The 16,214-nt window shown below is 64.8% G+C and carries 17 protein-coding genes and 1 pseudogene; 3 read left to right on the forward strand and 15 right to left on the reverse strand.

Annotation, left to right across the window (positions count from 1 at the left end):
* Window positions 1-12 precede the first annotated feature (12 nt).
* A pseudogene (locus LJ725_RS13970) lies at window positions 13-381 on the forward strand (transposase); the annotation flags it as partial.
* Here LJ725_RS13970 and LJ725_RS29325 read toward each other — a convergent pair.
* The 9 genes from LJ725_RS29325 to LJ725_RS14010 all read right to left on the reverse strand — a co-directional run bounded on the left by LJ725_RS29325 (window position 328) and on the right by LJ725_RS14010 (window position 5,981).
* On the reverse strand, window positions 328-1,095 hold the full coding sequence (locus tag LJ725_RS29325) for a relaxase/mobilization nuclease domain-containing protein (protein ID WP_408015740.1): 768 nt from the start codon (window positions 1,093-1,095) through the stop codon (window positions 328-330). The pseudogene LJ725_RS13970 and the gene LJ725_RS29325 overlap by 54 nt on opposite strands.
* 350 nt (window positions 1,096-1,445) lie before the next feature.
* Complete coding sequence (locus LJ725_RS13975) at window positions 1,446-2,264, reverse strand: lytic transglycosylase domain-containing protein (protein ID WP_230551272.1); 819 nt, start codon at window positions 2,262-2,264, stop codon at window positions 1,446-1,448.
* A 2-nt stretch (window positions 2,265-2,266) separates the two neighbouring features.
* Window positions 2,267-2,776 (reverse strand): S26 family signal peptidase, encoded by a 510-nt coding sequence (locus LJ725_RS13980; protein ID WP_329958363.1) that lies wholly within the window; start codon window positions 2,774-2,776, stop codon window positions 2,267-2,269.
* Complete coding sequence (locus LJ725_RS13985; RefSeq protein ID WP_230551273.1) at window positions 2,773-3,237, reverse strand: DUF2840 domain-containing protein; 465 nt, start codon at window positions 3,235-3,237, stop codon at window positions 2,773-2,775. The genes LJ725_RS13980 and LJ725_RS13985 overlap by 4 nt, the downstream gene beginning before the upstream one ends.
* 244 nt (window positions 3,238-3,481) lie before the next feature.
* Window positions 3,482-4,345, reverse strand: coding sequence for a replication initiator protein A (locus LJ725_RS13990; RefSeq protein WP_230551348.1), 864 nt, complete (start codon window positions 4,343-4,345; stop codon window positions 3,482-3,484).
* A gap of 22 nt (window positions 4,346-4,367) precedes the next feature.
* Window positions 4,368-4,649 (reverse strand): helix-turn-helix transcriptional regulator, encoded by a 282-nt coding sequence (locus LJ725_RS13995; RefSeq protein WP_230551274.1) that lies wholly within the window; start codon window positions 4,647-4,649, stop codon window positions 4,368-4,370.
* A gap of 142 nt (window positions 4,650-4,791) precedes the next feature.
* Entirely contained in the window at window positions 4,792-5,301 is a 510-nt protein-coding gene (locus LJ725_RS14000; RefSeq protein WP_230551349.1) for a DUF2285 domain-containing protein, read from the reverse strand.
* A gap of 19 nt (window positions 5,302-5,320) precedes the next feature.
* Window positions 5,321-5,566 (reverse strand): transcriptional regulator domain-containing protein, encoded by a 246-nt coding sequence (locus tag LJ725_RS14005; RefSeq protein WP_230551275.1) that lies wholly within the window; start codon window positions 5,564-5,566, stop codon window positions 5,321-5,323.
* A gap of 151 nt (window positions 5,567-5,717) precedes the next feature.
* Window positions 5,718-5,981, reverse strand: a complete 264-nt coding sequence (locus LJ725_RS14010) for a DNA -binding domain-containing protein (RefSeq protein ID WP_230551276.1) — start codon at window positions 5,979-5,981, stop codon at window positions 5,718-5,720.
* Between the two features lie 244 nt (window positions 5,982-6,225).
* Here LJ725_RS14010 and LJ725_RS14015 point away from each other — a divergent pair, with 244 nt between their 5' ends.
* Window positions 6,226-6,453 (forward strand): helix-turn-helix domain-containing protein, encoded by a 228-nt coding sequence (locus LJ725_RS14015; protein WP_230551277.1) that lies wholly within the window; start codon window positions 6,226-6,228, stop codon window positions 6,451-6,453.
* A 273-nt stretch (window positions 6,454-6,726) separates the two neighbouring features.
* Here the strand turns inward: LJ725_RS14015 and LJ725_RS14020 are convergent, their stop codons facing one another.
* Window positions 6,727-7,050, reverse strand: a complete 324-nt coding sequence (locus LJ725_RS14020) for a DUF736 domain-containing protein (protein ID WP_230551278.1) — start codon at window positions 7,048-7,050, stop codon at window positions 6,727-6,729.
* Between the two features lie 534 nt (window positions 7,051-7,584).
* The gene (locus LJ725_RS14025) at window positions 7,585-8,058 is read right to left on the reverse strand and encodes a hypothetical protein (RefSeq protein WP_230551279.1); all 474 of its coding nucleotides are present in this window, start codon (window positions 8,056-8,058) and stop codon (window positions 7,585-7,587) included.
* A 118-nt stretch (window positions 8,059-8,176) separates the two neighbouring features.
* Here LJ725_RS14025 and LJ725_RS14030 point away from each other — a divergent pair, with 118 nt between their 5' ends.
* Window positions 8,177-8,737, forward strand: a complete 561-nt coding sequence (locus LJ725_RS14030; protein WP_230551280.1) for a flavin reductase family protein — start codon at window positions 8,177-8,179, stop codon at window positions 8,735-8,737.
* A 12-nt stretch (window positions 8,738-8,749) separates the two neighbouring features.
* Here LJ725_RS14030 and radC read toward each other — a convergent pair whose 3' ends face one another.
* The 4 genes from radC to LJ725_RS14050 all read right to left on the reverse strand — a co-directional run bounded on the left by radC (window position 8,750) and on the right by LJ725_RS14050 (window position 16,185).
* Window positions 8,750-9,430, reverse strand: coding sequence for a RadC family protein (gene radC, locus LJ725_RS14035; RefSeq protein WP_230551281.1), 681 nt, complete (start codon window positions 9,428-9,430; stop codon window positions 8,750-8,752).
* Window positions 9,431-9,566: 136 nt separating this feature from the next.
* A complete protein-coding gene (locus tag LJ725_RS14040) occupies window positions 9,567-10,502 on the reverse strand; it encodes a DUF2493 domain-containing protein (protein WP_230551350.1) in 936 nt (311 codons plus the stop codon).
* Between the two features lie 300 nt (window positions 10,503-10,802).
* Entirely contained in the window at window positions 10,803-11,843 is a 1,041-nt protein-coding gene (locus LJ725_RS14045; RefSeq protein WP_230551282.1) for a DUF7146 domain-containing protein, read from the reverse strand.
* A 10-nt stretch (window positions 11,844-11,853) separates the two neighbouring features.
* On the reverse strand, window positions 11,854-16,185 hold the full coding sequence (locus tag LJ725_RS14050) for a strawberry notch family protein (protein WP_230551283.1): 4,332 nt from the start codon (window positions 16,183-16,185) through the stop codon (window positions 11,854-11,856).
* Between the last annotated feature and the right edge of the window lie 29 nt (window positions 16,186-16,214).

Raw genomic sequence — 16,214 nt, forward strand, 5'->3', positions numbered from 1 at the left:
GAGAGACCACCGATGACCCTTCGGCTTCGCTCAGGGCAGGCCAATGAGATGATGAACCTGCGCTCGCTCGTGGAGAAGGCCCCCGACGCGGACCTGCTGCGCGAGATGATCGCTTCTGCCGCTGAACGGCTGATGGCGCTGGAGGTCGGCACGCTCACGGGCGCGCCGCACGGCGAGAAGAGCGGCAACCGCCTGGTGCAACGCAACGGCTACCGCGACCGGGACTGGGAGACCCGCGCCGGCACGGTCGAACTGCGCATCCCCAAGCTGCGCAAGGGCAGCTACTTCCCGGGCTTCCTGGAGCCCCGCCGGATGGCCGAGAAGGCGCTAACCGCGGTGATCCAGGAGGCCTACATCCAGGGCATCTCGACCCGTTCCGTAGTCGCCAGCGATGTTGAGGGTTTTGCCATCGTCGGTCACGCCCCGAACGATGATGTGAGTGTGAGGGTGGCCGGTGTTGTGGTGATTGACCGCGATCCAATCGAGCCGGGTGCCGAGGTCGGCCTCCATCCGCTTCATGAGATCACGGGTGGTCGCGCGATGATCAGAAAGCTCGACTCCCTCTTCGGATGACACGATGAAGCGGAACTGGTGGCGGTCTTCCCGGCCCCGTTCGATGAACGCACGGCCATCCTCGGCATCCTGGCTGGCCGAGTAGACTTGGCCCCTCTCACCGTCCCTCGTCACGCCATCACGCTGCAAATAGCGAAGATGCGCGTCGACGGCTTTGCCGCTGACGAACTGCCGCCCTCGGGTGGCACCGGACTGGGGATTGAGCTTCACGACCCGAGCCTTGACTGCGACCCGCCGCGACCGCGCACGCACGCCACCGTCGCGGCTCCAGGGTTCCCGGTTCTTCAGCACCGCAGCCACCGAGGCACCACGGCCCCGTTCATTAAACCGGCTGCCTCGCTTCCCGGCGTCGCCCAACCGAGAGGGATTGCCGCCGGCCCGTCGAATAGCCTGTTGAATCTGGCCGTTGAAGCTGGACGCACGGTCGCCTCCAACACCGCCGCGACGCCTGCCGATCCGCACACCGCCCCGATCCGGTATCGTGCCGGCTCGAAGGCGGAAATCGTCGTCATCGCGCGACATGGCCTAACGATTGGGGAGCGACACGAAGTCTTGCAAGCGTCAGAACACAGGCACCGTGGGATGGCGCAGAAAAGGCGTCTCCTGCGTAGCATCCAAAGGGCTGCCCCATAAGCGACGGCGCCTGAAGCATTGGAAGCAAAGAGAAAAGTCTTTCAGAGGCCATACGCGCGTCGAGAAGAGCTGGCGCAGCGCGCTTAGGAAACAACGTGCAGACAAGCCTTTAGGAGCACAGCGACGGCAGCGGGGCGACCCGCTTTATCTTGCCGTCCATGATTTGGGTCTCTGGGCCGACGAACCTCATGAGCACTCTCATGAGCATAGCTTGATGATCCAGTCGTCTGCTCTCCGCATCATGGCAGGCGCCCTGCGTTTCCATTGCGAATAAACAAGCTGTCGGTTCGTGCTTCCAACCGCGATAGGCTCTCGGCAGACCGGCCCCGTGATGGCCGCTCAGTTGTCGTCTTGGGCGCTGACGGCGTGACTGCGGAATTTTCCTGATCCCGCGTCACAAATAGCGGCGCTTCCTGCCAGGGAACGATGCGACGGCTGGCGGTGACAATGTCATCGGCCTGCCGTTCTCCGATCAGAGGCGCGAGAGTGGCCACGTAGAGTTGCGTCTCGTACGGCAACGCTCGGCCTGTGGCCATGTGGTCGTCGTAACGCCCAGGGCCTGCATTATACGCGGCCAGAAAACCTGGTGAGCCGTAGCGCTCATACAGCTCTCGCAAGTAGGCCGCACCCGCAAGGATGTTGTCGCGCGGATCATACGGATTGTCACCGAGATCATGTCGGACACGCAAATCAGCCCAGGTTTCGGGCATGATCTGCATCAGTCCCATGGCGCCTTGAGGTGACAGAGCCCGCACGTCACCCCCGCTTTCGATCGCCATCACCGCTCCGATCCAGGATGCCGGCACGGCAAATCGCTGCGCCGCTTCGCGCTCGAAGCTTGCATAACGACCGGCGTCCGGTGCGGTCTTTAGCATCACGGCAGTGGCTGATTCGGCACGGACCACACCACCAGGTGAGACCGCGGCCGACATGAGGAGGACGGCAGCCAGCGAGACGATCAATCCGATGCTGTTGTGACGAATCCTGACCGGAAAGGAGGAAGGATTGCGACGCCCTGCGAACGGGCGTGCGAACGGCTCAGAGCCGGGGCACTGCATGGTCAGTCCTCCTTTGTCCAAACGCGATGTGCCCGACCGATGACGGCTGATATCGGCAGCGGCCCGAAATACCGCCCGTCCAGCGAGTCGGCGGATTGCGAATTCATGAGGAAGAGAGTGTCCTGGGCGACAACGCGGCAGCCCTGCCAGACGGGCAAAGAACGTCCTCGCCGATCCCGTTCTCGTGCCATCCCAACAGCAACTTTATCGATGGTGATGACGAGACCCTGCCGACAGACGGTCTGACCGGGAAGCGCCAGCACATGCTTCAACATGGGAACGCCGCGTGGCAAGTAGTTGCCGGCTTCGAGGTAGCTGGCGAGCTGGTCCGGCGGCAGGACAGCCACCAGTTCAGAAACATACCGCGTGTCGTTGGGCTCGAGTAAATAAAGCCCGACGGGCACGCTGGCCGACGCGTTCCACAGAAGCATCCGATGCGACGGCAGGATGGCCGGTGCCATCAGGCTGACGACGCCCATCCCAATCAGCAGAACGCACACATGGCGCGTCACGGATCGAGTCTCTGCCGCAGTAGCCAGGCCTTGTGGCGTGCCATCGTATAGGGCCTCAGCGCTTCCCCGACCGCCAGACGACTGTGAACGTGGCGCCAATAGTCAGGTGCCGCGTCGGCGGGATCGATGCCAAGCGCTTCGACGATATCGATCATCTGCAACACATGCTTGACCTTCGGCCAGCCGGACGCGCGCAAGAGGATGTCCGCACCCGGCCGCACGTACGGGATGGTTGAGCAGGCTTCGCTCGTGCGCACGGCGCGCAGGATGTCGATGCGTGAAGCGATCGTGCCGTAGTCGTTGGCGGCCCACCGGACGAAGCCGAAGACACTGCCGGGTGTAAACGAGAGGATCCGCCGTCGCCGATCGAGGATCTGTTCGTCTGCCGGCCGGCCGAAGCGTATCCATCGTTCAATCTGCTTCTCGAGCCACAGCAGTTCGACATGCGTGAGATCGGTCATGCGCGACCTCGTGGCCGGATCGGACCCGCGCCTTTTGGCCGGTCCCTTCCCGGCGAGGCTGCTATCCCCGACGGTGGACAAGTCTGGTGCGTTAGACAGATTCCGAAGGAATCTGGGTTAGGGAAGTTAAGAAGGTGCCAAGCCGTTGAGCGGTCAGGAAAGTCCGGCGATTCTGGTCCTCGATAGCACGAGGATCGGGTCCCCGATGGCACGACAGCTCGCGTCCCCGATAGCACGAGGCGAGTCACAGCTTATCCCCATAAGGTCCCACCGGCCGACGGACGAACGGATCGCGCGGGATAGGCACGAACTCAAGCCGTTCGACGCCGCGGAAACCGCGTTGGATGCAAAGCCGATAGCCGGGAAGTGCCTGTCGGCGGACGATCTCGCGCACATCGTAGGCGAAGTGCTTGAGCGGTGAGAGGCTGCCGGACTTGGCGTGGAGATGCGAAAAATCGAAGCTCCACCCGTCAGCCTGACGGCCGCCGTGCTTGCGGACGATGCGGTAAAGCCAGCGCTCCAGCCCCCCCGTCAGATCGAAATACGCACGGTCGATCGTGAGCACCAGCGCATCGTCCAGAACGCCGGCATAGAACCAGTCCGGGAGAATGAGCTCGAGGCCGAGCGGGCGACCGTGGGCGTCCGCAGTCTCCTTCCATTCGTTGATCCACGAGAAGCGATGGCGCCGCCGCTCTGCAGGTTGGCGGATAGAAGTCAGCACAGTGGTCGACTGGAGACGGTCGAATGCCGCCTTCAGGCGATCATAGTCACGGGCGCCGGTGCCGCGGCCAACGAACGTCAAGATCTCATAGGGTGTGGCAGCCATCAGACGCGAGGTCTTCAAGCCGGCATCCCGCGCCTCGACGATCTGCGAGGCTGCCCAGATCAGCACATCGGCGTCCCAGATGGTCGCCATACCGCGATCCGGCACAGCCTCGACCCGTATGGCGACCGTGCGGCTGCGGTAGTCGATGGGCCGGACACGCTTCGACTTGGCGAGTGAGAAGAACGGGTAGGCCATGAGGTCCTGGGCGTCACGCGGTGCGAGATCGCCGGGCAACGCCCTGAACAGGTCGAGCTGGTCTCGCTCGCTAATGCGCTGGTGCATGAGGGTCACGTCTGATCTCCGCTCAGCGCCGAACACGAGGCGCGTTGGCGAGCGGGTTCATGTGCGGCTTTGCAGGCAGCACAGTCCCCATCCCGGGATCGGTGGTCGACGTCTTGGTCCCGCGGTCGGCCCAGGCCTTGAGATCGTCGACCGCGTACACGACTCGGCCGCCGATCTTCCGGTAGGTTGGGCCGGTACCGTAGGTTCGGTGTTTCTCGAGGGTACGTCCGGAGAGGCTGAGAAAACGTGCGGCTTCTGGCGTTCGCAAGAAGCGCGGCGGCAGTCCGGCGGCAGGATCGGGCATGCGGATGACTCCGTGGTGGTGACGAGAGCCGTCGAGAGGTGACGGCGTAACGACGGTCACGGTGGCGGAGATTCACGGGCCGGGAGGATGACGAACTCACCCCTGAGGTTGGCGATACCCCCTGCTCTGACGTCGAGAGAGGCTAGCGGCTCGCGAGCAGCAGCTTTCGATAGCCGCCCTCCATCATGGCCACGGCATCGGCGACCAATCGGATCGTCTGGCCCCTGACCGATGAGGTCTTCCAGGGGAATCGCTCGACCGCTTCCGGGCGATAGAGCGCCCTCGCCACCTCGCGATAACTTGCGCCCTCCAGGTGACCGTCCAACGCACGGATCATGGTGAGAAGCCGTTTGCGGAGACGCGCTGTGATCTGCCAGGCGGACGGGAGCGCGCCTGCCGGGTGACGATCGAGGCGGCGCTTGAGGCGCATCAGACCGGCGAGACGAAGCAGAACGGTCTCATCCAAGGGCACGAGCGCCGCCATCGGCAGTGCCGGATGCTCGCCCTCGAGCCACAAGGAATGTGGGCCATCGACATCATTCACGATGCAGTGCCACCTGCCGCCGCGCTGTAGATCTGCTGATGATGACAGCCAATCCAGTGCTTCAAAGCGATGGGCGCCTTCGAAGCCCCTGGGTGCGGGAACGAGCATCACGGCATGGGGAAGCAGCTCAGGCCGCCACGATACCTGCGTCGCCGACGCGTCGAGTGAGGGGTCGCAAGCGAAACGAAAGCCCCCAGTTCCCTCCCATTCTCTCCGGGCTCAATTCCGACCCCTCCGGATCTTCGTCGATCCGGTCGTAATCTTCCCGGTACGCCGGATTGCGTCGCAGGAACTCCCACGCGAACCCGGCACGATCGAGGTCCTTCAACGCTTCGACATAGTCGGGCGACCTCCAATCGGGTCTCTTGGTCATCAAAGACTCCGTTACGCGAACTCAGGGCTGACGGGTCTGAGCCTTTCATGCGACCAGCGGTTGTTGAAGAGCCCGAACGCCGAACGCGCGATGTCGCGCGAAGAGGCCCCCCAAGGGGCCATCTAAACGTCCCTTCTTGGCGGTTTGCCCGTCAGTTGCGCGATGCGCGCAAGAGATCACGGAAGCCCTTCTCGGTCATCCACTGAGCTCGGGACAAATGAGTGTCGTAGACCAGGCGTGCGCGATGAGGCTCTATTTCCGGATCAAGCTCGAAGACAATACGCACGACTTCTCGCCAGTCTGCCGCCTCGGCTGCCGCGTCCAGCAAGCGTAGATAGGTCGCGAAGTGCCGCTCGTCATAAGGCGTGACCACATCGCTCCCAGGAGGGCAGTCGTCAAAAGGAGGCGTCGTCATCTCGGGAACCGCAGCGAAGGAAGAACATCCATCGGAACTCCAACCACCGCATAGTCACAGCCGCTCGGCCAGTGGCGATGCACGGCACGCATCACATCCACCAACTTCCATGCTCACCAAGCGCATCGTGAAGACCATTGCAGCCTGATCTGCATAAAAGCATAGAGAGGTCGTCGCGCCAGCAAATTTGGCCGCGTATTATAGTACGTAGCGCCAGAATACGCGATTGCCTCCTATCCTGCGGATGGACATTCGCAAGGTGTTCGGCGCCTACGTCCGTGTCTATCGACTGGCAGCGGGCCTCAGCCAGGAGGCGGTCGCCGCTCGCATGGGTGTGGACCGGGCCTACGTCAGTGCGCTCGAGCGAGGGCTGCAGAACGTCACTCTCCTGACGATCTTGCAACTGGCAGAGTCCTTGAACGTGCGTCCGGCTGACCTGCTTGTGGAGCCGGTTCAAAAATCGCGGTCGTGATCGCAAGGGATCGTAACCTTCAGGCGAAGACGCCCTTCCCTCGCTTCAACCGAAGGGCGGCTTCGTGCGGCCGCCACCCCTCCTGACCGGCCGCATAGAGCCCGGTCCGGCGAAGCCGGATGCGCCAATCCCTTCAGTCCTTGAAATCCGAGCGAATGTACAATCGATAGCTGGCAAGGGCCAAGCTCATCGCTGGCATTCCATAAAACACGGCCGCCCGAGCAAAGAAGAAGCCCCGCCCGGCGCACCGGGCTGGGCCTCAGGGGCGTCGGCTTACTCGCCGTTCTTCTTGCGGCTGCGCGACCAGATCAGGGAAGAGCCCTCGCCGTCCTCATCGTCGAACAGGTTGGCGAAGATCGGCGCATTGAAGCTCGGATCGTCGAGCTTGAGCGAGAGGTAGTCGCGGCCCTCGTTGGAGCGCTTCGACCAGGCGGCCCCGATCTCGGCCCGGCCGACGAACACCCGGTGGCTGGGGGCGTTGTCGTTGGACCGGTTGGCCTCGGGGACGATGCGGACACCCCTCGCCTGGACGCTCAGGGTGACGATCTCGCCCTGGTACTCGTTGCCGGACTTCTTGAAGGAACCGATGTTGGCCATGTGACTTCTCCTGTGCTGTTTCGAGCCCCGCGACCATCGCGGCCTCGATGGCGATCTGCAGGCCGGAGGCGATCGACGCCGCACCCGTTCACGGGCCGGAGCAGAGCGGAGGATGGCGGCGGGGCGACTTTCTTGCCTCGCGAGGAATGGGCGAAGCCCAGGGGAAGAAAGTCGAACCGCCGCCGTTGCGGCTCAGGCGATCGAGGCGCAGTCGTCCTCCGGCCAGATCAAGCCAAAGAGAGGCCGTGGCCGCGCGCCGAACAGCTCCTCGGGAGAAGTCGTGGCCAACCTGAAGGGTCCTGCGCAAGAGGACCGGCATACCGGGCGAAGAGACGGCGGCCGCAGCGTAGAAAAAGGACGGCATCATCTTACCCAACCGGTCGGCGACAGCGCATCTCGCCTGCGCCCTGTCGGCTCGCCTGAGGGACGCCTCTTCGAAGTGGTCATGGAGTGCTGCGTTCGCCTGTCGCGTCTAGGCAAGCGTTCACCGCCGCGATCTTCGCCAACCCGTTCGATGATGCAGACGCAAAAGCGTCAGCGGCCCTGGTCGTGCAGCCGCCCATCAGCAGGTGAGCAAACGCTCCCGGTGCCCCGCCCGTCCGGCGGCGACGCCAACAGTGCCAGCCGCGCGAAGGCCGTGCAGCCAGAGACGACGGCGCCAACCACGGCGAATGCCGCCTGCCATACGCTGCCGGGCATGCCGAGGCCCGCCAAGGCAAACGACACCTGATAGCCGGCGATGGCAGCCGGGACGACATAGATCAGAGCGACAATAGCGCGGAGCGGCGTGCGCGTGGCCGCGAACACGAACTGTCCAAGTGTCAAGATCGCCCCGCTCACAAGCAATCCGACTGTGATTGCGCCGCCGACGCCGGCCCCACTGTGCAACGCCGCCAATCCCGCGGCGAGTCCGGCGAAGGTGGGAAGCGCATAGATGGCCAGCCTGAACAGCAGCCCGCAGAAGAAGCCGAGGCCGACGATGCTCAGAACGATAGCGAGAGCAAGCATGGTGGATCTCCGTGACCAGGATCGAACGGTCGCGCCTTCCACCACCACCATGGCGCCGGCGGATCTTATCAGGATTGAACGTGGCCGAAGAGAGACTTTGGGTTGCAAATGAGGAAAGATGGCGAGGCCCCGCCGCAAGATTGACCTGCCGGTCTCCGGGAGCCGGCGTTACCTGGAACCTGGACCGATCGTGCTGGTCACCTCAGCGTATGGCGACCAGCGCAACATCATGACCATGGGCTGGCATACGGTAATGGAGTTTACGCCGTCCCTCGTCGGCTGCGTGATCGCCGCCAGCAATCATAGCTTCGGGCTGATCCGGCGCAGCAAGGAATGCGTCATCAACCTTCCGACGACGGCGCTCACAGATCAGGTGGTCGGGGTCGGCAACACATCCGGGGCGGAGATCGACAAGTTCGAGAAGTTCAAGCTGACCCCGCAGAAGGCGCAGAAAGTCAACGCCCCGCTGATCGCCGAATGCCATGCCAGCTTCGAGTGCCGGCCGGCGGATGGCAGCCTCATCTCCAAGTACAATTTCTTCGTCTTCGAGGTCGTGGAGGCGCACGTCGCGGGCTCGCCCAAGCATCCCGAGACGCTGCATTACACCGGTGACGGCGTGTTCATGATCGCCGGCAAGGTCATCAGCCGGCGATCGCAGTTCAGACCGGGCATGTTGTAGGAGACGGCGATTCTACAGCAGTCCAAGCGACCGGAACGAAACATGTGTGCCATGACCGATCACGACGTGGTCGTGCAGCTCGATCTCGAGAGACTTGGCAGCTGCTTTCAATTCCCGCGTCATCTCGATGTCGTCCCGCGACGGCTTAGGATCGCCAGATGGATGATTGTGGACAACGATCAAGGCGGAAGCGTTTAAAATTAACGCTCGTTTGATGACCTCCCGCGGGTAGACAGGCGTGTGATTGACGGTACCCCGCTGCTGCACCTCGTCAGCGATGAGGTTGTTCTTGGTATCGAGAAACAGGATTCGGAACTGCTCGACCTGCTCGCAGGCCATTGCCGTCTGCAGGTAGGCGATCAGCGCCTGCCAATTGGTGAGCACGGGACGCCTGCGCACCTCGGCTCTGGCCATGCGGCACGCGATCTCGCGGACAAGCCGGAACGCGGCGATGTCGCGGCCCGTCAATCCGAAGGCGCGAAGCTGCGCCGCTTCGGCTGCAATGACATGGCCAATGCTCGGAAAGTGCTGCAAGAGAGCAGAAGCTTGTTCGCTCCCTTGCGCTGAAGCCAGCAATCCGGCGAGCAAGTCCTGCTCCGTGGTCTCTGCCGACGGCAGAACGGCAAGAGTGCCATTCATGACGGGACCTTGGCGCAGCGACGCGGATGCAGAAGGAAAAGCTGAAGCAGACATGGATCGTGTCCCGGAGAGCAGGAAGAGGCGAGCCGCCGCCCGCTCTCTCTGAAGGCCCGGCGGCTCACCCGCTCCCGGCCTTCCTCTCGCTCTCACGGATCCGGCTGTGCCGGTGGACACAAGAAGGAGGTGGCGCTTACGCGCCACCCGAACCAAAGCGCCAGACCGGTATGCCAAGCTTGCGCGCCTTGTCGGCGAGGTTCTCCTGGATGCCGGAGCCGGGGAACACGATGACGCCGATCGGCAGGATTTCCAGGATCTGGTCGTTGCGCTTGAAGGGTGCTGCCTTGGCATGACGGGTCCAGTCGGGCTTGAACGGAACGTGCGTCACCTTGCGGCTGTCGGCCCAGCGGGCGGCGATGCGCTCAGCGCCGGTCGGCGAACCACCGTGCAGCAGCACCATGTCGGGATGCTTGACGCGGACCTTGTCGAGCGTGCTCCAGATGAGCTGGTGGTCGTTGAAGTCGGCACCACCCGTGAAGGCGATCTTCGGTCCGGTCGGCACCAACAGTTCGGTCTCAGCGCGGCGACGAGCGGCCAGGAACTCGCGGCTGTCGATCATGGCAGCAGTAAGAGCCCGGTGGTTGACCATCGAACCGGTGCGTGGCCGCCAAGTCGAGCCGGTGTGGACCTCGAAGCGTTCGGCGGCCTGATCGCGGAAGAGTTCCATGGCATTGCGGCGCTCGATCGAGGTCAGGCCCTCGGCGACGAGACGCTCCAGCTCGACCGAACGGACTTCTGAGCCGTTCTGCTCCTTCTGGCTGCGCCGCTGCGCCTGCTCATTGCCGTCGAGCTCGCGCTCGATCCGGTCGACGGCGCGATGGAACAGGTTGACGGTGGACCACAGCAGGTCTTCTAGGTCCGGCTCGAGGCGGGTGTCCGTGAGGGTCGAAACCAGCGCATCGAAGATGTCGATGATGGCGCCGGTGATGACGTTGGCTTCCGGCAAAGGCCGCGGGTCGGGCTCATCCTGGAAGGGACGGTGGCCGAAGAGCTGCAGCTCGGTGAGGACGTGATCGGTCGGAGATGAGCCGTGCACGGGCTCGTAGTCGGTATCGTTGTGGGTCGCCATGATGCTGTCCTTGGTCGGATCGACCGCGCCCATCGCGGCCTTCGTGGGCGTCGACAGACGGCGGGCGGAACGGGCCCGCACCGCGCTTGCGGCCGGAGCGCAGCGGAGGACGGCGGGCCGAGGCTTTCTTGTCTCGCGAGGAATGCCGGCGCAGCCGGCAGGGGAAGAAGGCCGCAGGACCGCCGTTGCGGGAACGGGCTGGCTGCCGTCCGATCGCCCCTCTAGAAGGCCGGGGCGCGCTCCGGTCCTATCCGAAGGGCAGTAGAGCAACCCATGACGAAGAGATTCACGCGCCCGTGCTCATCCCGTCACGGCCGAGGCTAAGAAGCGAACCACGTCCTGCGAGACGAGCTGCCGGTGCACCGATGCCCGGAGCCCTGCAATACCCAGGCGGCGGAGATCGTCATTGAAGTCGTCGAAGCACGGCGACAGGACGAACGACTCGATTCCGGCGGCGTTGGCGCGGTTGCACAGGCTGGCCATCGCGGCATCACCGGCCGGGTCGGCATCGCCGGCGACATAGAGACGCCGCAGTGTCGTTGGAAGCAGCAGTGCTGCGAGATGGTTGGCCGAGAGCGCGGCGACCATCGGCAGAGTGGGCAGGATCATGCGAAGCGACAGCATGGTCTCGATCCCTTCCCCGGCGGCCACGACATCGGTGGCGATGCCGAAGCGAACTCCGTGCCCAAGAAGGTGCCCCATGGCCCGTCGTGGTGAAGCGATCGGCGCCTTGTCGTGGCCTAAGGTATCGAGCCAGGTACGGTGTGCGCCGGTGATCGTGCCGTCCAGATCGGTGACAGCGGCGATCAGAGCCGGCCAGGTCTCGGTCGGGCTGTCCTCGTCGGCCCGGTAGTAGCAGCGCGGATGAAAGCGCAGAGAATCGCCGTGAGGTAGGGTCGTAATTCTACGGCCGTGCAGATAAGCCTGCGCCAAGGTGCCCCTTATCGGCCGGGACATGGCATAGAGACGCCGCGCGGATTCGGGCGAACCTCGCGGCGCCGGCAGCCGACCCTGCAGCGGTTGGAGCGGGTCCGGCGGCAAGGCCAGGAAAGCGCGTGCCTCATCGAGGATATCGCGCAGGCGATCCAACCCGCGATTGAGGCCGATCAGATCCAGAAGATCGCCATGCTGCCCCGAGGCGGCATCCGTCCATTTGCCGGCGGCTCCCTTGCCATGATCCGGGCCGCTCAAGCGCACAAACAGGCTGCGGCCCTTGTTGTTGGCGACATCGCCGACCAGCCAATAGCGACCCTCGCGACGGCCGTTGGAGAGATAGTGACGACATACCGCCTCGGCGTCGCGCGCGAGGCGGCGAGCTAACTCCGCAGCAGGCGACAACACGGCCGTCCCCTCACGCCGCGGCTCGATCGGCGATACGCACGATCGGATAGCGGTCCATCAAGGCGGCCAGGATTTCGGGGCCGGCGGCGCCGGTCGGCACGAAGAGACGGAGCTTCCAGGCGATGATCTCGGAGATCAGCCCCATCGCCTTCAGGCGATCGACCATGCCGTCGGTGAAGCCGCAAAGTTCCACACGGAACAGGCCCATCACCTTGGAGCGGCGTACGCTCAACCCGTCCTGCAGCTCAAGTAGGGTCCGACCATCGAGCACGGCGTTCCAGGCATCCGCCGGAGCCATACTGATGGCATCGGCGCTGAAGGCTTGCGCCACCCAGGCTGGCGAGACCAGCCGGCCAATGACGCGCTCTCCCGCATCGGTTTGCAGGCGGTAGACCCGCATGGATTCCTCCGGCAGGCGCTTCCAGATCGGCAGCAGCAGGCCCGTGACGATATGGAGCTCGCTCTCGGTGAACGGAGGTATCTCGGCGAGCTCCCGTGACCAGGCCTGGGCAAAGGCAGCTTGATCCGAGCGCTGCCAGTGCGATTGCTCGAGGGCCGCTACCGCAAGGGCTGTCCGCTCCATCGGACGCACGAGTCGGACGCGGCGCTCGATCTCGCCATCGTCCAGCATGACGCTGGGCGCGGGCACCTGTACCGCCGCCCGGCCCGACTGCGGGTTGACAAGCAGAACCGCGCGAAGATCGCCGGCCCAGTCCAATGCATCGGCCAGCGAGAGAGGCTTATTGCGCTCCTTGCGGCGGATGGTGAATACCTGTGTCTCGGCGCCGGTCGTCGGATGGACATACACCACCTGACGCTTCGTCACCGTCAGGCTCTCAGCCGTCAGCGTCTCGACGCCGACGTCGTAGGTCCCTGTGACCCGCGCCCCTTCGATCTTCGCGCGCAGCAGGTCCTCGAACACGCCGAACAGCGTGTTCTGCAAGTCGATGGTGAGCGCCAGCAGCCGGTTGAGGAACGTCGTGATCGGCGGCAGCTCCTCCCGCAGGCTGCCGTCCTGGTCGGTCAGATTCAGGCCCGTTGCTGCCTCGAAAGCCTCCAGAGAACAGCCTTCGATCTTGCCGGCGAACAGCAACATGTAGAACTGACGCAGCGCCGCCCGGCCGTAGGGCGATTCGAGATTGTCGTCGGCTCGGAACAGGCCTTGGCCGCCGGTCTGGCGCTGGCCCTTGGTGATGGCGCCCAGCGTGTCGAGGCGCCGGGCGATGGTCGAGAGAAAGCGTTTCTCGGCTTTCACGTCGGTAGCGATCGGCCGGAACAGCGGCGGCTGCGCCTGGTTGGTCCGGTTGCTGCGGCCCAGCCCCTGTATGGCGGTGTCGGCCTTCCAGCCTGCCTCCAGCAGGTAGTGCACGCGCAGGCGCTGATTCCGGGCTGAAAGATCAGCATGGTAGGAGCGGCCGGTGCCGCCAGCATCCGAGAAGATCAGGATGCGCTTGTCGTCATCCATGAAGGCCTGCGCTTCGGCGAGGTTGGCAGACCCGGGACGGTTCTCGACGCAGAGCCGTTCACCCTTGCGAACGATCCGCCGCGACCTACCCGTCACCTCGGCGACCAGGTCGGTGCCGAAGCGCTGAACGAGCTGGTCGAGCGCGCCCTGGACGGGTGCGAGCGAGGCCAGCCGCTCGATCAGCCGGTCACGACGCTCGACAGCGTCGCGGCACTGCACGGCCTCGCCGTCGCGATAGACCGGCCTCGAAGAGAGGTTGCCCTCGCCATCGGTGAATGGCTCGAAGAGCTGGGTCGGGAAACTGTGCGCCAAGTAGTCGAGCACGTACTCGCGCGGCGTGATGTCGACCTGAACGTCGCCCCACTCCTCGGTCGGGATGCCGGCCAGCCGCCGCTCCATCAGTGCCTCGCCGGTCGAAACGATCTGCACCACGGCGGCATGCCCCGCTCCCAGATCACGCTCGATCGCCCGTACCAGAGTCGGCGTCTTCATCGAGGTGATCAGGTGGGAGAAGAAGCGCTGCTTGGCAGATTCGAAGGCCGAGCGCGCCGCCGACTTGGCTTGCGCATTGAGCGTGCCGCGCTCGCCGGTGACGTTGGCCGCCTGCAGGGCAGCATCCAGATTGTTGTGGATGACCTGGAAGGCGCCGGCGTAGGCATCGTAGATGCGGATCTGCTCAGGCGTTAGCGAATGCTCGACCAGCTCATACTCCACCCCCTCGTAGGACAGGGAGCGGGCGGCATAGAGGCCCAGCGCCTTGAGGTCCCGGGCCAGCACCTCCATGGCGGCAACGCCGCCCGCCTCGATGGCCTGGACGAACTCGGCACGCGTTGCGAAGGGAAAGTCCTCGCCGCCCCACAGACCGAGCCGCTGGGCGTAGGCAAGGTTGTGCACGGTCGTGGCGCCCGTCGCGGACACGTAAACGACGCGGGCATTGGGCAGCGCGTGCTGCAGGCGCAGGCCGGCGCGACCCTGCTGGGAGGGCGCCTGGTCACCGCGCTCGCCCTTGCCGCCGGCGGCGTTGGCCATGGCGTGGCTCTCGTCGAACACGATCACTCCGTCGAAGTCCGATCCCAGCCAATCGACGATTTGCTGGACCCGCGAAACCCTCTCCTCGCGCGCGTCGGTCCGCAGCGTGGCGTAGGTGGCAAAAAGGATGCCCTGCTGCAGGCGGATCGGTGTACCTTGGCGGAAGCGCGCCAGGGGCGTGATCAGCAGTCGCTCCATGCCGAGCGCCGACCAGTCGCGCTGGGCGTCCTCGATCAGCTTGTCGGACTTCGACACCCACACCGCCCGTCGCCGGACCTGCAGCCAGTTGTCGAGCAGGATGCCGGCGACCTGGCGGCCCTTGCCGGCGCCGGTGCCGTCGCCCAGCATCCAGCCTCGCCGGAAGCGCACGGCGTTCTGCGCATCGTCGGGCGCGGCGGAGACAATGTCGAAGGTCTCGTCGACGATCCACGATCCGGCGAGATGGCCACTATGGGCCTCGCCCGCATAGATGACGCTCTCGAGCTGGGCATCGGACAGCATCCCATCGCTGACGACACTGGGCGGCACGCTCGGTCTGTAACTGGGCTTGGGCGGTGCGACCGATGCCATCGCCGCCGACTGCACGAGCCGTGTCGGATGCGGCCGCGCGCCGGCGATCCAGATCGACTGGAGTTCGTATCCTTCATACAGCGCCTCGGTGAGGCTGCCGCCCTTAACCGGCCTCCAGTCGACGGTCTCGTAGGCGAGCTGAGTACCCACTGATTCAAGCGCATCGCTGGCAACGGCGCGCGGCTGCCGCGCAGGCCTTCGGCTCGACGTGACCGTGACGAGAGGAGCGGATGCAGGAGCCGCCGTCGTGCCATGAACAGGCAGGCGTGATGGAACATGTGACGTCACCCACTGGAGCAGCGTGGCGACATCGGATGCCAAGCCTTGTGATGCTGGGAGCGACCTTGGCTCATCGGCCGGTACGCGATCGATGACCGTCAAACGAGTCTCGACCGCGGTTCCGTGGCGGGCATAAACACGACCATCGACGGCAGCGCTGAACACGACGCGGCCGCGTTCCTGGAGGCGGACAAAGGCCTCGCGCCACGACGGGTGGTCTGGGGATAGGCTGGCGCCGGTGATCGCGACCAGGCGCCCGCCATCGGAGAGGCGAGCAAGTGCCGACGAAATATGCCGCAGCGCGGCGTCCGCCACGGTTCCGTCGACATGCGCCGCGACCGAGAAGGGCGGGTTCATCAGCACGACGCTCGGGAGCACGGCATCGTGGAGATGGTCGTGGATATGAGCCGCGTCGTGGCGTGTCGTAACGGCATCGGTAAACAGCCGCCCGAGCAACGCCGCGCGGGTCTCCGCCAGCTCGTTGAGGGCCAGCCCGCTGCCTGCGAGCTCGGCGAAGATTGCAAGCAGGCCCGTGCCGGCCGAAGGCTCGAGCACCAAATCGGTCGGCCCAATCGCAGCGGCGGTAGCTGCGACAAACCCGAGCGCCAGTGGCGTCGAGAATTGCTGCAGCGCCTGGCTCTGCTCGGATCGGCGGGTATGGGTGGGAAGAAGTGCCGCGATTCTGCCGAGCAAAGGCAGTTCGGCAGCCGGCGCGCCCGCCCGTGCCCGAATGGCCGGGCCGAACTTGCGCATGAACAGCACGGTCGCCGCTTCGCAGGCGTCGTAGGCGGTCTTCCAGTCCCAGGCGCCGACCGCATCGGAGCCGCCGAAGGCGTGCTCCATAGCGGCGCGCAGAATGACCGCATCGATGCGGCTACCACGCTCGAGATGAGGGAGAAGAAGCTGCGCTGCCGCGGTAATGCCGGCAGAAGCGTCCGCAGGGGTGCCGGCGAGCGAGCGTGACAGAGCGGGCGCCGCCGAGAGGGATACATTCGACATGGAAGAAGCCTCGGGAGAGCGGGAACAGT

Origin of the sequence: Reyranella aquatilis, from assembly GCF_020880995.1 — a bacterium.
GTDB lineage: Bacteria > Pseudomonadota > Alphaproteobacteria > Reyranellales > Reyranellaceae > Reyranella > Reyranella aquatilis.

What these genes read in the sequence shown, in the direction of transcription:
- LJ725_RS29325 (WP_408015740.1), bottom strand. Translation starts at nt 1,095, where the DNA reads ATGTCGCGCGATGACGACGATTTCCGCCTTCGAGCCGGCACGATACCG.
- LJ725_RS13975 (WP_230551272.1), bottom strand. Translation starts at nt 2,264, where the DNA reads ATGCAGTGCCCCGGCTCTGAGCCGTTCGCACGCCCGTTCGCAGGGCGT.
- LJ725_RS13985 (WP_230551273.1), bottom strand. Translation starts at nt 3,237, where the DNA reads ATGACCGATCTCACGCATGTCGAACTGCTGTGGCTCGAGAAGCAGATT.
- LJ725_RS13990 (WP_230551348.1), bottom strand. Translation starts at nt 4,345, where the DNA reads ATGCACCAGCGCATTAGCGAGCGAGACCAGCTCGACCTGTTCAGGGCG.
- LJ725_RS13995 (WP_230551274.1), bottom strand. Translation starts at nt 4,649, where the DNA reads ATGCCCGATCCTGCCGCCGGACTGCCGCCGCGCTTCTTGCGAACGCCA.
- LJ725_RS14000 (WP_230551349.1), bottom strand. Translation starts at nt 5,301, where the DNA reads ATGCTCGTTCCCGCACCCAGGGGCTTCGAAGGCGCCCATCGCTTTGAA.
- LJ725_RS14005 (WP_230551275.1), bottom strand. Translation starts at nt 5,566, where the DNA reads ATGACCAAGAGACCCGATTGGAGGTCGCCCGACTATGTCGAAGCGTTG.
- LJ725_RS14010 (WP_230551276.1), bottom strand. Translation starts at nt 5,981, where the DNA reads ATGACGACGCCTCCTTTTGACGACTGCCCTCCTGGGAGCGATGTGGTC.
- LJ725_RS14015 (WP_230551277.1), top strand. Translation starts at nt 6,226, where the DNA reads ATGGACATTCGCAAGGTGTTCGGCGCCTACGTCCGTGTCTATCGACTG.
- LJ725_RS14020 (WP_230551278.1), bottom strand. Translation starts at nt 7,050, where the DNA reads ATGGCCAACATCGGTTCCTTCAAGAAGTCCGGCAACGAGTACCAGGGC.
- LJ725_RS14025 (WP_230551279.1), bottom strand. Translation starts at nt 8,058, where the DNA reads ATGCTTGCTCTCGCTATCGTTCTGAGCATCGTCGGCCTCGGCTTCTTC.
- LJ725_RS14030 (WP_230551280.1), top strand. Translation starts at nt 8,177, where the DNA reads ATGGCGAGGCCCCGCCGCAAGATTGACCTGCCGGTCTCCGGGAGCCGG.
- radC (WP_230551281.1), bottom strand. Translation starts at nt 9,430, where the DNA reads ATGTCTGCTTCAGCTTTTCCTTCTGCATCCGCGTCGCTGCGCCAAGGT.
- LJ725_RS14040 (WP_230551350.1), bottom strand. Translation starts at nt 10,502, where the DNA reads ATGGCGACCCACAACGATACCGACTACGAGCCCGTGCACGGCTCATCT.
- LJ725_RS14050 (WP_230551283.1), bottom strand. Translation starts at nt 16,185, where the DNA reads ATGTCGAATGTATCCCTCTCGGCGGCGCCCGCTCTGTCACGCTCGCTC.